This window comes from Streptosporangium canum (genome assembly GCF_900113865.1).
Taxonomy (GTDB): Bacteria; Actinomycetota; Actinomycetes; order Streptosporangiales; family Streptosporangiaceae; genus Streptosporangium; species Streptosporangium canum.
The window spans coordinates 65131-79415 of sequence record NZ_FOQY01000004.1 but is presented as its reverse complement, the minus strand read 5'-3'; the positions used below and the strand labels follow the sequence as shown (position 1 = coordinate 79415).

Below are 14285 nucleotides of genomic sequence, written 5' to 3'. Positions count from 1 at the left end.
GTCTAGCTCACGCCGCCCGTCGTCGGCTGCCCGGCCGTACGCGAGCCGCCGCCGAGGATCGGGGCGGGTGGCCGGGGTGCGTCGGACCGCCGGGGCAGAGCGCGGCCGTCGTGCAGGAAACGTGCCTTGCCGTGGCCGTCGTCGCCGAGGAAGGTCAGCAGGCGGTGGAGGCCCTGGTTCGGCTGGGCGGTGATCAGGGTGTCGCCGTGGTAGGGCAGGAGCTGGAAGCGTTGCGGTGGGGCGGAACCGGCGTACTCGCCGGCGGGGACCTGTTCGGCCCAGATGGCGCCGCTGCCGTCCTGGCTGATGGTGATGTCCGCCACCGAGTTGCCGTAGCCGCCGAGGTAGCGGCTCGCGTCGATGGTGCCGGGGCTCGGGACAGGCAGCGCGGGCAGCTCGATACCGGCGAGTTCGCGTAGTACGTGGCCGAGGAGCCTGTGGTGCAGGAGTACGCCCTCGCCGCCGTTGGTGAGCAGCGCGACCGCGATGTCCCGTTCGGGGAGGAGTCGCAGGAACGCCGACTGGCCGATGGTGTCGCCGTTGTGGCCATAGACGGTGTGCCCGCCGACGTGGAAGATCTCCCAGCCGAGTGCCCACGCGTCGCCGTGCGCGGTGACCGGGGGCACTCGCACGTGCTCGGGCCGCATGGCGCGGATGGTCTCGGTGCCGAGCACGCCGCCGTCGTCGGAAAGCCGGCCGCGGGCGAAGGTGAGCAGGTCGCGTGCGCTCATCGTCAGTGCGGAGCCCGCGGGCGCGAGGGAGCGGGGCAGTGCCCAGAGTCCGGCCGGCTGGGGGGAACCTTCTGGACCTGACGGGAAGTGGCCGACCGCGGCCCGGTGCAGGATGGCCTCCTCCGCGTCGGTGGCGGTGTGCGCGAGTTCCAGTGGCTGGATGAGGTGTTCGCGCAGGCACTGGATGTACGGTCTGCCGCGGAGGGTTTCGATGATCCGGCCGATCACGACGTATCCGGCGTTGTTGTAGGAGAACAGCTCGCCCGGTTCGAAGAGCTGGGGCGCCTCGCCGAGCAGTTCGACGTACCGGGCGATGGCGCCGTCGCCGCGACCGGTGTCGGTGAATCGGTCTCCCTCGAACCCCGCGGTGTGGCAGAGCAGGTGGCGGGTGGTGATCAGGGTGGCCGCTGACTCGTCCGCCAGCCGGAATTGCGGCAGGTAGGCGCGGATGGGCAGGTCGAGGTCGAGTTTCCCGTCCTCCACCAGTTGCAGCGCCAAGGTGGCCGTCCAGACCTTGGAGACGGAGCCGATCTGGAACAGCGAATCGGTGGTTACCGGAACGCCGGTGCGGGTGTTGAGCACGCCCGCGGCGCGTTCCAGGTGTTCCCCGTCCGCGTACACGCCGATGACCGCCCCCGGCACCCGGTGCTCGGCGATCAGTTCGGGGAGCCGTTCGCCGAGCCAGTCCGCCAGTGTGTTGAGCTTCGTCATTGTTGTTCTTTCCTAAGCAATTGATGCGCTTCGCGGTGAATGCGCGGTTGAGTATGAGTTCGGGAGGACCGCCGTCGTCCGGGACGGACGCGACGCGGTTCTCGCGTCCGGGCGATGTCCGCAGGCGCTGACAGACCGCCTGGTGCGCTATCGAGTCATGAGGAAGGGTGAGCCGAACGCCGCCTCGACGATCTGGTCGCAGGTCAGGTACCAGTTCCAGTCGCCGTTGAGATGCATGGAGACGATGAGCCCGCCGTCGGGAGTGCCCAGGGTCACGCCGGCGCTCCCTCCCTCCACCCCGGCCACGACGTGGAGCACGCGGCCGTCGGCCAGCGCCCATCGGGACACCCCGGTGCCGTACCGGGCGTTGGGGATCCAGTCCCTGGCGGGGACGGTGCTCCACATCTCGCGATGCTGCGCGGGCGGCAGCAGGGAGCCGGTGATCAGCGCGCGCATGAGCCGGAGCAGGTCGCCGGTGGTCGAGACGACGCCACCGGCGGCCCACATGAAGAAAGTCCTGTCCGTGACGTCGATCGGATCGGAGTCGGGGCCCAGCAGAAGCGACGCGTAGTTGTCGGCCGTGAGGCTGTCCGGATCGACGCCGTCCCTGATGACCATCCTCGAATACGCCTTGGTGTGCGGCCCCCGGAACCGCCGTTCGGCGAAGGTCCGCGCATAGGTGCCGGTCAGCCCGAGCGGCTGGATGACCGTCCGGTCGACCTCGTCCTCATAGCTCCGGCCGGTCACCTTCTCGATGATCGCTCCGGCGAGGTGGTAGCCGCCGTTGGCGTAGGCGAAGTCCTCACCCGGCGCGTACATCGGAGGAATGGCCATCTGCAGCTTCAGCAGCTCGTCGACGGTCCAGACGTCGTAGCGGTGCTCGGCGAACCCGGACCGGGTGTGATATCTGCGCACAATCTCGGCACTCAGACCGGTGATCCCCAGGCCGCCGGTGTGGGTGAGCAGCTGCCTGATGGTGATCTTGCGGCCGTCGTTGCCGTTGCCGCTGACCACACCGGGCAGCCAGGTGTCCACCGTGTCGTCGAGGCTCAGCCTGCCCTCGGCCTCCAGCGTCAGCATCGCGGCGGCGGTGAACGCCTTGCCGCTGCTGCCGGCGTGGAACCGCTCCCCGGGTTCGCGGCGGCGGCCGGTCTCGAGGTCGGCCACCCCGGCCGAGCCGGACCAGACGCCGTTCTCGTCCTGGACCTCGGCGACGACGCCGGGAGCGCTCTGCTCGGCCACCGCCCGGTCCAGCGCCTCCTGCACTCGCTCGTGCCTGGCGTTCGCGGAACTGGTCATGGTGCACTCCTGGTAGGTGAGAACTGCCCAGACCTCCGACCGAGCGGTTCGCCCGTCGCTGTGTACGCCTGCGACGACGGCGGGCTCGGAAAGGCCCGGGATTTCGCCTCCCACGATGGGGCGCGGCTCTGACAGACGGGTGACAGCACGGTGATAGACCGCGCCCACCAGCGGTGATCACTGCCCGGACCGGGAGGCGCGCCGGACCCCGCCTTGAGGATCCCGCCCCGGAAGGGGAATGCCCGTCAACCGTCGCCGGCGTGGATGCGGCTGCCGTGTGACATCACGGTCGCGTCATTCCGTCAGCCGGTCGATGACGTCCTGCCGGGGCATCCGCGCGCCCCTTCGATATGCCGTGTCGTATTCAGCCGGGCCGAGCCGTTCGGCCAAGGAGGCGGCGAGCTCGCGAAGCTCGGGATCGCCGTGGTCGAAGGCGCCCCGGATCGCCTGGCTCATGCCGAGCGCGGTGGCGGCGCCGCCCGGGTCGCCCTCGAGCCAGAGCAACCTGGCCAGCTGCTGGGCCGCGAGGGCGAGGTCACGCAGCGCGGCCGGTATTCGGACGATGTCGGGGAGGAGCTCGCGGGCCCGTTTCGCGTCCCCGGCCGTCAGCAGGTTCGCCATCCGGGCGGTCAACACGAAACCGTTGATCGCGTTGCCGGGGGGAAGAGGGCTTCCGAAGGTGGCTCGCTCCATCCGGTCGAGTTCTCGATCGGCCCGTTCCACCTCGCCGGAGCGGCGGTACAGCTCCATCAGGGTGGCCATGACCTCGAGCCGCTGCGGCTGCTGCCCTCTCTCCCCGGCCACCCGTTCGGCGATCTCGATGTCGCGCCGGGCGCCGGCCGGATCTCCCGCCCGCATCCGCTCCACGGCGAGCCCGAGGCGATGGGTGATCCCATGATGGGAGGTCAGCGCGATGGCGCGCTCGTAGGCGGCGATCGCTCCGTCGTGGTCGCCGCGGACCGAGCGCGTCTGCGCCACCAGCGTCAGTACGAGCGCCGTCGACAGCCGGTCGCCGGTCTCCTCGAATGAGTGCGACGCCCTCTCCGCCGCCGCGGCGGCGGCTTCCCAGTCGCCGCGGTGGTTACCGATGATCGCCTCCACGAAGAAGGTGCAGGCGACGGCCCAGGAGTCGGAGCGGCTCCGCGTCCGGGCGATCTCGCGTTCGGCCAACCCGTCCAGGCCGGCGCCGTACCCCATGAAGAGCGTCGCCACCAACAGAGTGGGGTAGCGCTCCAGGGCGCCGGTACGCGCGCCCTCCTCGATCAGGGTCCTTACCCGGTCGAGCGTGACGGCCGGCTCATCGTTCCCCGTCGCGCGCAGGATCTCGAAGGCGGCTCGGGCGTCGGGGGGAAGCTCGTCGCCGAATTCCAGCACCCTGGCCACGAACGACTCGCCCCGCGGTTCGTAGCGCACCATCATCCAGTACCAGTGCAGCGTGGCGACGAGCCGGGCGGCGGTCGTGGCGTCGTGACCGTCGAGGGCCGTGCGCAGTGCGTGGACGAGGTTGTCGTATTCGGTGTCGAACAGCCGCAGCGACTCTTCCTGCTCGTGGGAGCGGAGCAGCGGCCCGTGTTCCTCGGCGAGGTCGGCGAAGTGACGCGTGAACCGATCCCGCGTCGTCTCCCGTTCACCGGCGACGTCGAGCTTTCCGGCGGCATAGGCGCGGATGGTCTCCAGCATCCGGTAGCCGCCCGAGGCCCGCTCCACGATGGACTTGTCGACCAGGGAACCGAGCACGTAGGCGATGTCCCCGGGCGGTAGCGCCTGGCCGGAGCAGATCGCTTCGATGGCGGCGGCGCCGGTACCGGCGGGGAATACCGAGAGACGGCGGGCGAGGGTCTTCTCTTCGTCGGTGAGGAGGTCCCAGCTCCAGTCGATGACGGCGTGCATGGTTCGCTGGCGGGGCTGGGCGGACCGATTGCCCGAGGCCAGGAGGCGGAATCGGTCGTCCAGCCGCTGGGCGATCTGATCGGCGTCCATGGTGCGGAGTCGGGCGGCGGCCAGTTCCAGGGCGAGGGGGAGCCCGTCGAGGCGCCGCACGATGTCGATGACGGGCGCATCGTCAAGGACGACGCCGGGCCGTACGGCCGTCGCCCGGTCGGTGAAGAGCCGGACGGCGGCCGGTCGGGGGAGCGGGCCGAGCCGGCAGATCGCCTCACCGATGACGCCGAGAGGCTCTCTGCTGGTGGCCAGGACCGTCAGGTACGGCCGGCGCTCCAGCAATCGGCCGGTGAACTCGGCCGCCGCCGCCACGAGATGCTCGCAGTTGTCCAGCACCAGTACGGCCTCGGCGCCGCCAAGCAGCTCGGCCACCTGATCAACCGGCTCTGCCGGCCCGCCGCCGACCGGCCGCGCGCCCGGAGCGCTCAGCGCGCCCAGTACGGCCTCGGCCACGACGTCGGTCCCGGCCAGGGAAACGAGCCAGACGCGGTCACGGCGGTGGGTGCGGTGGCGGGAGGCGGCTTCGAGAGCGAGCCTGGTCTTGCCGGCACCGCCAGGGCCGACGACGGTGACCAGGCGGGAGGTCTCCAGCAATCGGCTGAGCAGTTCGAGTTCGTCGTCGCGGCCGATGAAGCTGGTCAGTGGGGCGGGTAGCCGGCCGGGCCCCGCCTCCGCCCGTGCCCGCGGCACCTCTCGCTCACCGCGCAGCACCGCCAGACGGGTGGTCCGTAGCTCTTCCGAGGGGTCGATGCCGAGCTGGTCGGCGAGGGTGCTGCGGACCTGCTCGAACACCCCCAGCGCATCGGCCTGGCGACCCGCGGCGTGGAGGGCGCGCATGCGCAGGGCGGCCAGCCGTTCGCGCAGGGGGTGCTCGGCGGAGGCGGCCTCCAGGTCGGCGAGGATGGCGGTGTGGTGGCCCAGCCGCAGTCCGGCGTCGAACCGGTCCTCCGCCGCCGCGATGCGCAGTTCCTCCAGCCGGGCGGCGGCCGTACCGGAGAACGGGGCGTCGAGCACGTCCGCCAGCGCCGGACCCCGCCAAAGTGCGAGCGCCTCGCCGAGGAGTGCGGCGGCCCGGTCCGGCCGGTCGGCGGCGAGCTCCCGGCGGCCGCGGGCGGCGAGATCCTCGAACCGGTCGGCGTCCACGTCCTCGGCCCGCACCCACAGCCGATAGCCGGTGGCCACGGACTCGACCGCCACGCTCCCCAGGGCCTTGCGCAGCCGGTACACGAGGGCGTGCAGCGCCTTGGCGGCCCCCGCGGGCGGGTGCTCCCCCCACAGGGCATCGACCAGCGACTCCGCCTGCACGACCTGGCCCGCCGAAAGGGCCAGCCGCGCGAGTAGTCCACGGAGCCTGGCGCCGCCGACATCGATCGAGGTCCCGTCGTCGGCGGACACCCGGATCGGCCCAAGCACCGCGACCCGCACGGCTGCCCCCCTCCCGAAACCCGTATCAGACTAGGGCCTGTACGAACTTCGGATCTTCAGATGGGTCGAAGGCTTCGGATCCGCAAGATGGCTCCACGTAAATGCGGGCCGGCCAGATAGCTTTCGGGAGGCTTGCCGAAGCGGAAGGCCGGCCCGCGCCACTCCTTGATCTTGTTGATGCGGCGTTCCACCGTGTTGCGCTGCCGGTAGAGATCGAGGTCATGGCTGACCTGCGCCGTCCAGCAGATCGCCGATGAGATCGGCGTCAAGCCCATCACGCTCAACGGCTATCTCAACGGCAAGACCACGGCTTCCTGAACACATACGAAGCCACCGGCGGTAGTCGTCAGTCGACCGTCTGACGCTCGGCGACCAGGGGGAACCTCGCTATCGCCGGATTTCGTGCCGAATCTCTCCGCCCCCCGAACAGGCGATCCTGACGACTCCCGAAGCCGCGGGCCAACGTGACTCGATCACCAGAGCGGGCGGCGCGCCACACGATCGGCGCGCCGCCCGTTAGCTGGTCTTGAGCGTCACAAGGTGAGTGGCTCGGTCACTCCGAGATCGAGACGAGCACCAGCGTCACGACGGCCGCGACCACGACGCCGGCGACCGCGAGCGCGAACGCGAACCGGTAGGGATATCGCTCGACCCATGGCACCAGGCCCGGGTACGTTTTGGCCAGTTCGTTGGCGTCAACGGCGTGATCGGGGCCACTGCACGGCACGCCGAGAGCGCTCACCAGCCGGTCGATGTCCTCGCGCGCGTAGCCGCTACCGGGCACCCTGATGAGCAGATTGCGCTGCGCGTCAAGCACGAACAGGGTGTCGCCGGGCGATGCCCGCGGCGCGACGAGGGTCGCGCGCACCACTTCCGCGGCGCGCGAGCGTGACCGGCGCCGCTGGAAGAATATCCCCCGCAGAACGATCTCGTGCGCCGTCAGGACGATCCGGGCCCGGAAGAAGGCACAGCTCCCCAGGACGATCAGCACGGCGAAGACGGCACCCACGATCGGGGCGAACACCGTCGGGGCGTCGCCGGCCAGGATGGCGGCGACGATGGCCACGGTGGCCACCAACGCGGCGATCAGGAAGGCCGCCCCCTTCCGGGCGTCCGGCCGCAGAACGAGGTCACCCTGAATATCTCGCACGCGAATACCCCTCTTTGGTTCCTTTCTTCCAATCTGCCTTATCAAAGGAGTGGAGTGGGCCGGCCTTCCGCTTCGACAAGACTCCCGAAAGCTATCTGGCCGGCCTGCATTTACGTGGAGCCATCTTGCGGATCCGAAGCCTTCGACCCATCTGAAGATCCGAAGTTCGTACAGGCCCTAGATGACCACATACGTTCACCGAGTGGGGTGATCACGTGGTGAGTGGAAGGGGGCGTCCGCCGAAGCGGATGGCCTCCCGCCCACTGAGGGGCCAGGGCGGCCGGGCCGATCCCGTTGAAGTGGTGGATCACATCGCGGACGGTGTCTTCATCGGCGGCCACCAGGCGGGCGATGACCGGGACGGCGGTAGGTCGTCATGCTCTGAGCGCCGCCCGTACGGACCTCGTCGTTAGAGTGATGCGGTGTGACGTCTGACTCCAGCGGGCTGGTCGATCCCGCCTCCTTGCCCAAGGCCGAGTTCGCCTTCCCCGGTCCGCTGCGCGATGCGCTTGTCGCAGCGACCCTCGACGGCCGCAAGGTTGCCACGACTGGCCTGGCCGCCGAGTACGAGCATGAGGGCGAGCCGCTTCCTGAGATCGGCGAGCGGTCGGTGGTGGTGGACTCCGCCGATCGCCCGGTGGCTGTCATCGAGGTGACGAGCGTGCGCGTTGTGTCGCTGGGGGAGGTGGATAGCGCCCACGCGGTGGACGAGGGCGAAGGCCACACAACGGTCGCGCAGTGGCGTGCGGCCCATGAGAAGTTCTGGCACGGCCAGGAGATGCGCCTGGCGCTGGGCGATGCCACCTTCACCGTGGACGACGCCACCCCAGTGGTCCTGGAACGCTTCCGCGTCGTCGTCGATCTCCGTACAGCATGACGGCCACGCGCCAGACGGGATGGGATCCGCGGGGCGCGTCGCGCCACACCAGGGCGAACATCGCTTGATGCGGCACTGGCGGGCTCGTTGACGACAGGTCGACTAGCCGGCGGCGATCGCGTCGAAGCGGAGCGCGTCGGTGGGGTGTCCCCAGCGGCGGCACTCCCAGGCCAGGCGCCGGGCACGGAGCCGTAGCGCGGTCGCGGCGCGGTCGGCGGGACACAGGTGGCCCACCGATCCGGATCCTCTCCCGAGCGGGGCGTTCCCGAGTGGGGCGTCGGCGCGCAGGACTTTCTCGGCGGCTGAGGGGGTGCCGGTCAGCAGCCGCAGGAGGGCGCGGCGTACGTAGCCGAAGTCGTCGTCGGGGCAGTGCGCGATGTGCTCCTCGGTCGCCGCACGCGCGTCGTCCAGCCGGCTCCGCATCAGGAGCAGCTCGACTCGCAGGCGGTGCAGCCGCGCCTTCTCGAATGGCCGGCCGCACCGCGGGATCGTGTGTTCCACGATGGCCAGGGCGTCGGCGATCCTGCCTTCCTCGCGCAGGAGCACGGCGTCCGCAAGCGCGATGCCCACCTCGTAGTCCGCTGGAGCGCCGACCGCGCGGGCTTGGGCGAGGAGGTCGCGGGCGGCGCCGTGACGGCGTTCGTAGAGGGCGCGGCAGGCCCGCCTGAGCAGTCGTAGGACCTTTACCTCCGGCCGTGCGTCGTCATCGGCGGGCGGCGGTGGGAGGAGACTGAGCAGCCGCCGGTCAACACTCCAGCCGGTCTCGTCGTGCACGGTGGCCTCGATCCGCTCACCCAGCACCTCTCGCAGCGAGCTCTCCAGCCAGTCGTGGTACCACGTGCCGAACGACTCGGCCTCGGGGGCCAGCACCTCACCGACGCACGTCCAGTCGCCCCAGACCTGGCCCGCGGCGGGGCCGTTGACGACGAGGTGAGAGCGGTAGCCGCAGCCATGCTCGGCGACCGGCAGCAGCCCCTCGAACGCGCCTTCCATGACGTCGTCGTAGTCCTCGTCGTCCTGGTCGGGCGGCTCCCACTCCCGCGTGAACGGGAACGGGGGGAACCGCGCCCAAGCGCCGTCCGGCCGCAACCCGTGAACCCCGTAGTACGGGCCGGCGCCGCCGTTGCCGAGCCGGGTCAGGAACGTGCGGTAATCGGCTGGAAAGCGCACTCCGATCCGTGCCTCGATGGCCTCCAACGCGGCCTCGCCGAGCGGCGGCTTGAACCGGTAGCGGTGCTCGCGGGCGCCGAAGCAGCAGAGGTCCGTGTCGTACTCACGGAGCGCGTCGATGCCGCGCCGGATGACGTCAAGATCCACAGCCGCACTCTACTTGGGGCGGCACTGGCGCACGGGAGTCACCGGCGGCGTCATCAGCGGACTTCGAAACCGGAGAGGCCGAGGTCATCGGCCTGGCGGGTTCGGTTCCCGTCCGCCTCCGTTCTATTTTCGAACCATGGACTCACGCAGGCGCGTGCCGCGCACCGACCTCGTGCTCGCCGATCCCCGGCTGGTCGCGACGGAGGGCAGGCTGGGGCGAGCGGTCGTCAAGGAGGCGGTGGCGCAGGCCCAGCGGCGGGTACGGCAGGGCGAGATCGCCCCCGAGGAGGTCGTGGACGCGGCCGTGGCGGCGCTTCCGCCGTATGCCACGCGCATGCGGCCGGTGATCAACATGACCGGCGTGCTGCTCCACACCAATCTCGGCCGGGCGCCCCTGTCGCCGGCCGCCGTCGCGGCGGCGGCGGCCGCCGCCGGTTCCTCCGACGTGGAGTTCGACCTGGCCACCGGGGCCCGCGCCCGTCGCGGGCGGGCCACGCTGGACGCGCTCGCGCGGGCCGTGCCGGCCGCCGAGGACGTGCACGTGGTCAACAACAACGCCGCCGCGCTCGTGCTGGTGGCCACCGTCCTGGCCGCCGGGCGGGAGATCGTGATCAGCCGGGGCGAGCTGGTGGAGATCGGGGACGGATTCCGCATCCCCGACCTGCTCGTCTCCACCGGCGCGCGACTGTGCGAGGTGGGCACCACCAACCGCACCTCCTACGCGGACTACGCGGCGGCCGTGGGGCCGCAGACCGGGTTCGTGCTCAAGGTGCACCCGTCCAACTTCCGGATCGAGGGCTTCACCGGCTCGGTCGAGGTGGCGGCGCTCTCGGACCTGGGCGTGCCCGTCGTGGCCGACATCGGCTCCGGCCTGCTCGCCAGGGAGCCGCTGCTGCCCGGGGAGCCCGACGCGGCGGGCGTGCTCAGGGCCGGTGCCGACCTGGTCACCGCCAGTGGCGACAAGCTGCTCGGCGGGCCGCAGGCGGGCCTGCTGCTCGGCCGCCGCGATCTGGTCGAACGGTGCAGGCGGCACCCGCTCGCCCGCGCCCTGCGGGTGGACAAGCTGACGCTGGCCGCGCTGGAGGCCACCCTGCGCGGGCCGGCCACGCCCGTCCACGAGGCGTTGCACGCCGATCCCGTAGCGCTGGGCGAGCGCGCCGGCGCCCTCGCCGGCAGGCTGGCCGAGGCCGGGATCGACGCGAGGGCCCTGCCGAGCGAGGCGACCGTGGGCGGCGGGGGAGCGCCCGGCGTGACGCTGCGCAGCGCCGCGGTGAGCCTGCCCGAGCGGTTCGCCGTGCCGCTGCGGACCGGCGAGCCCCCGGTCGTCGGCCGGGTGGAGGGCGGGCGGCTCCTGCTCGACCTGCGGACCCTCCCGCCGGGCCGGGACGACGACGTGGTCCGGGCGGTCCTGGGGGCGGACGGCTGATGCACGTCGTCGCCACGGCGGGCCACGTCGACCACGGCAAGTCCACGCTGGTGCGGGCCCTCACCGGGATGGAGCCCGACCGGCTGGCGGAGGAGCGGCGGCGGGGGCTGACGATCGAGCTCGGCTACGCCTGGACGACGCTGCCCTCGGGGGAGCGGCTGGCATTCGTCGACGTTCCCGGGCACGAGCGGTTCCTCGGCACGATGCTGGCCGGGGTGGGCCCGGCGCCCGCCGTGATGTTCGTGGTGGCGGCCGACGAGGGCTGGATGCCGCAGTCCGAGGAGCACCTGGTCGCGCTGGAGGCCCTCGGAGTACGGCACGCCCTGCTCGCGGTGACCCGCGCCGACCTGGCCGACCCCGAGCCGGTGATCGGGCGGGCGCGGGCCCGCATGGCCGCGAGCGGCCTGGGCGCGGCCGAGGCGCGGGCGGTGAGCGGGCGCACCGGACAGGGCCTCGGCGAGCTGCGGGAGGCCCTGGACCGGCTGGTGGCCGCGCTGCCCGTGCCCGGCCCGGAGGCGCCGGTGCGGCTCTGGATCGACCGGGTGTTCAGCGTGCGCGGCAGCGGCACGGTCGTGACCGGGACCCTGCCCGAGGGCACGATCGCGGTCGGGGACGAGCTGTCGCTTCCCGCCGGACCGGTGCGGGTCCGCGGGCTGCAGTGCCTGAACGAGCCGCTGACCTCGGTGACCGGCGTGGCGCGCGTGGCGGTCAACCTGCGCGGGCACGGCGTTCCGGAACGGGGTCAGGCGCTGGTCACGCCGGGGGGATGGACCTGCGCCGACCTGGTCGACGTGCGGCTCTCCCCGGTCGGGGCGGCGCGGGACGGGACCGGCCTGCCCCCGCGGCTGACCGCGCACATCGGGTCGGCGGCGGTGGTGTGCGAGGTGCGGCCGCTCGGCGGGCCGATCGTACGGCTCCGCCTGGCCAGGGCGCTCCCGCTGCACCTGGGCGATGTGCTGCTGCTGCGCGACCCCGGCCGGGACCGTTCGGAGGTGCGGGTCCTCGCCGGGGCGAGCGTGCTCGACGTCCGCCCGCCCGCGCTGCGCCGCCGGGGCGCGGCGCGGGAGCGCGCGGACCGGCTGGCCGCGGCCCGGCCGGACGCGGGCTCCCTGCTGCGCGACCACCCGCTGCTGCGCGCGGGTGATCTGCTGGCCATGGGGTGCGTCCCCACGGGGCGGCCGGTGTGCGGTGACTGGCACGCCGACCCGGCGTACTGGTCGGAGCTGGGGGAACGGCTCGCCGAGGCGGTGCGCCGGCACGCCGCGGAGCATCCGCTGGAGCCGGGCATGCCGGTCGAGGCGGCCCGCCACGCGCTCGGCCTGCCCGACCGGCGGCTGGTCGCGGCGCTGGTACGGCCACCGTTCGCCGTCGCCGACGGGCGGATCGTGAGCGGCCCTGCGGACCTGCCCGCGCCGGTGGCCCGGGCGGTCGGGCGGCTCCGCGCGGAGCTGTCCGCGCATCCCTTCCGGGCACCGGAGGCCGGACGGCTGGCCGAGCTCGGGCTGGGGCCCAGGGAGCTGGCGGCGGCCGTACGGGCCGGCGTCCTCCTCCGGGTGGCCGACGGGATCGTGCTGCCGCCGGGCGCGCAGGCGCGGGCGGCGGAGCTGCTCGCCCGGCTGCCGCAGCCGTTCACGGTCAGCCAGGCCAGGCAGGCGCTGGACACCAGCCGCAGGGTCGCGGTGCCGCTGCTGGAGCTGCTCGATCGCGGCGGGCTCACCGAACGGGTGGACGAGGTCCACCGCCGATGCCGGCCACAGCCCCCCGGCGGGGTCTGAACGCCGCCGATGCCGGCCACAGGCCCCCGGCGGGCCGAACGTCGCCGGGCCGGGCCGCAGGCCCGGCGAGGCCTGTGAACGCCGCCGCCGGGGCGGGCCGTACGCCCCCGGGATCCCGGGGGCCGGCGGGTTCGCCCCGCCGGCCGTTCCAGGCTCCGGCCGGACCGGACATGCGGACCGTCCGGTTACCGCATTAGCCGGAGGGTATGTACCTCTAGCTGGGAAAAGAACCATCGCTACCGGGGGTTGCGGTGGTCGGCTGCCTGCCGGGGAGACCACTCGGGGAAGTCGTCGGGCCGATATCCGCTCGTCATCTTCGGTCCCGGCCCGGTCGTCGTCGACCTCTTCGCGGAAGACGGCTGGTCCGTCGGCGCCTCCGTCGAGGAAGGAAACGTCATGACGGATAACAAGGGCGTCACCTACCAGGGGCCGGGCAAGGTAGAGGTGCAGACCATCGACTACCCCGGGTTCGAGCTCAAGGACGGCCCGGGGGTCAACCCGGCCAACGTGGGACGCAAGGTCCGCCACGGTGCGATCATCAAGACCGTCGCGACGAACATCTGCGGCAGCGACCAGCACATGGTCCGTGGCCGCACCACCGCGCCGCCGGGACTCATCCTCGGCCACGAGATCACCGGCGAGGTCGTCGAGACCGGCCCCGACGTGGAGTTCGTCAAGAACGGCGATCTCGTCTCCGTCCCCTTCAACATCGCCTGCGGCCGCTGCCGCAACTGCAAGGAGGGCAAGACCGGGGTCTGCGAGAACGTCAACCCGGACCGGCCCGGTTCGGCCTACGGCTACGTCGACATGGGCGGCTGGCCCGGCGGGCAGGCCAACTACGTGCTCGTCCCCTACGCCGACTGGAACCTGCTGAAGTTCCCGGACAAGGACCAGGCGATGGAGAAGATCCTCGACCTGGCGATGCTCTCGGACATCTTCCCGACCGGCTTCCACGGCTGCGTCACCGCCGGGGTGAAGCCGGGATCGACCGTCTACATCGCGGGCGCCGGTCCCGTCGGGCTCGCCGCCGGGGTCTCGGCGTTCCTGCTCGGCGCCGCCGTGGTCATCATCGGCGACCTGAACAAGGACCGTCTCGCCCAGGCCCGCAGCTTCGGCTGCGAGACCATCGACGTGTCCCAGGGGGAGCCGAGGGACCAGATCGAGCAGATCCTCGGCGAGCCCGAGGTGGACTGCGGCGTCGACGCCGTCGGATTCGAGGCCCGCGGCCACGGCGCCGAGGCGGGCACCGAGCACCCCGCCACCGTGCTCAACTCGCTCATGGACACCACCCGCGCGGGTGGCGCGCTCGGCATCCCCGGGCTGTACGTCACCGGTGATCCGGGAGCCGCGGACGAGGCGGCCAAGCAGGGATCCCTGTCCATCCGGCTCGGCCTCGGCTGGGCCAAGTCGCTCGCCTTCACCACCGGCCAGTGCCCCGTCATGAGGTACAACCGCCAGCTGATGATGGCGATCCTGAACGACCGGGTGCAGATCGCCAAGGCGGTCAACGCCACACCGATCCCGCTCGACCAGGCGCCCCGGGGCTACGAGGACTTCGACAAGGGCGCCGCGCGCAAGTACGTGCTGGACCCGAACGGCGTGCTGGTCTCGTAGCCGGCGTCCCTCCTCGCGA

General features: G+C 72.1%; 10 protein-coding genes and 1 pseudogene. 4 read left to right on the top strand and 7 right to left on the bottom strand.

Annotated elements, in window-relative coordinates:
- Positions 1-2 precede the first annotated feature (2 nt).
- From BM085_RS07070 to BM085_RS47345, 6 genes and pseudogenes are all read right to left on the bottom strand, one after another.
- On the bottom strand, positions 3-1442 hold the full coding sequence (locus BM085_RS07070; RefSeq protein ID WP_093886210.1) for a serine hydrolase domain-containing protein: 1440 nt from the start codon (positions 1440-1442) through the stop codon (positions 3-5).
- A gap of 147 nt (positions 1443-1589) precedes the next feature.
- Positions 1590-2741 carry a serine hydrolase domain-containing protein gene (locus BM085_RS07065; protein ID WP_093886209.1) on the bottom strand — a complete coding sequence of 384 codons (1152 nt, stop codon included), beginning with the start codon at positions 2739-2741 and terminating at the stop codon, positions 1590-1592.
- A 294-nt stretch (positions 2742-3035) separates the two neighbouring features.
- Complete coding sequence (locus tag BM085_RS07060) at positions 3036-6107, bottom strand: ATP-binding protein (RefSeq protein WP_093886208.1); 3072 nt, start codon at positions 6105-6107, stop codon at positions 3036-3038.
- A gap of 56 nt (positions 6108-6163) precedes the next feature.
- On the bottom strand, positions 6164-6391 hold the full coding sequence (locus tag BM085_RS07055) for a hypothetical protein (protein WP_143120832.1): 228 nt from the start codon (positions 6389-6391) through the stop codon (positions 6164-6166).
- Between the two features lie 269 nt (positions 6392-6660).
- Entirely contained in the window at positions 6661-7257 is a 597-nt protein-coding gene (locus BM085_RS07050) for a hypothetical protein (protein ID WP_093886206.1), read from the bottom strand.
- A gap of 209 nt (positions 7258-7466) precedes the next feature.
- Positions 7467-7619 (bottom strand): annotated as a pseudogene (locus BM085_RS47345) (helix-turn-helix domain-containing protein); the annotation flags it as partial.
- A 62-nt stretch (positions 7620-7681) separates the two neighbouring features.
- Between BM085_RS47345 and BM085_RS07040 the strand changes: the two are divergent.
- Positions 7682-8134: an ASCH domain-containing protein gene (locus tag BM085_RS07040; protein ID WP_093886204.1), complete on the top strand. Its 453-nt coding sequence runs from the start codon at positions 7682-7684 to the stop codon at positions 8132-8134.
- A 102-nt stretch (positions 8135-8236) separates the two neighbouring features.
- Here BM085_RS07040 and BM085_RS07035 read toward each other — a convergent pair whose 3' ends face one another.
- On the bottom strand, positions 8237-9451 hold the full coding sequence (locus tag BM085_RS07035) for an SMI1/KNR4 family protein (RefSeq protein ID WP_093886203.1): 1215 nt from the start codon (positions 9449-9451) through the stop codon (positions 8237-8239).
- A 136-nt stretch (positions 9452-9587) separates the two neighbouring features.
- Here BM085_RS07035 and selA point away from each other — a divergent pair, with 136 nt between their 5' ends.
- The 3 genes from selA to fdhA all read left to right on the top strand — a co-directional run bounded on the left by selA (position 9588) and on the right by fdhA (position 14266).
- Positions 9588-10877 carry an L-seryl-tRNA(Sec) selenium transferase gene (selA, locus tag BM085_RS07030; protein WP_093886202.1) on the top strand — a complete coding sequence of 430 codons (1290 nt, stop codon included), beginning with the start codon at positions 9588-9590 and terminating at the stop codon, positions 10875-10877.
- Positions 10877-12652, top strand: a complete 1776-nt coding sequence (selB, locus tag BM085_RS07025) for a selenocysteine-specific translation elongation factor (protein WP_093886201.1) — start codon at positions 10877-10879, stop codon at positions 12650-12652. The genes selA and selB overlap by 1 nt, the downstream gene beginning before the upstream one ends.
- A 396-nt stretch (positions 12653-13048) precedes the next feature.
- Positions 13049-14266, top strand: a complete 1218-nt coding sequence (fdhA, locus tag BM085_RS07020) for a formaldehyde dehydrogenase, glutathione-independent (RefSeq protein WP_093886470.1) — start codon at positions 13049-13051, stop codon at positions 14264-14266.
- The last annotated feature ends 19 nt before the right edge of the window (positions 14267-14285 follow it).

Excerpts from the sequence above, each read along its gene's own strand:
- BM085_RS07070 (WP_093886210.1), bottom strand. The coding sequence starts at position 1,442 with ATGACGAAGCTCAACACACTGGCGGACTGGCTCGGCGAACGGCTCCCC.
- BM085_RS07065 (WP_093886209.1), bottom strand. The coding sequence starts at position 2,741 with ATGACCAGTTCCGCGAACGCCAGGCACGAGCGAGTGCAGGAGGCGCTG.
- selA (WP_093886202.1), top strand. The coding sequence starts at position 9,588 with ATGGACTCACGCAGGCGCGTGCCGCGCACCGACCTCGTGCTCGCCGAT.
- selB (WP_093886201.1), top strand. The coding sequence starts at position 10,877 with ATGCACGTCGTCGCCACGGCGGGCCACGTCGACCACGGCAAGTCCACG.
- fdhA (WP_093886470.1), top strand. The coding sequence starts at position 13,049 with ATGACGGATAACAAGGGCGTCACCTACCAGGGGCCGGGCAAGGTAGAG.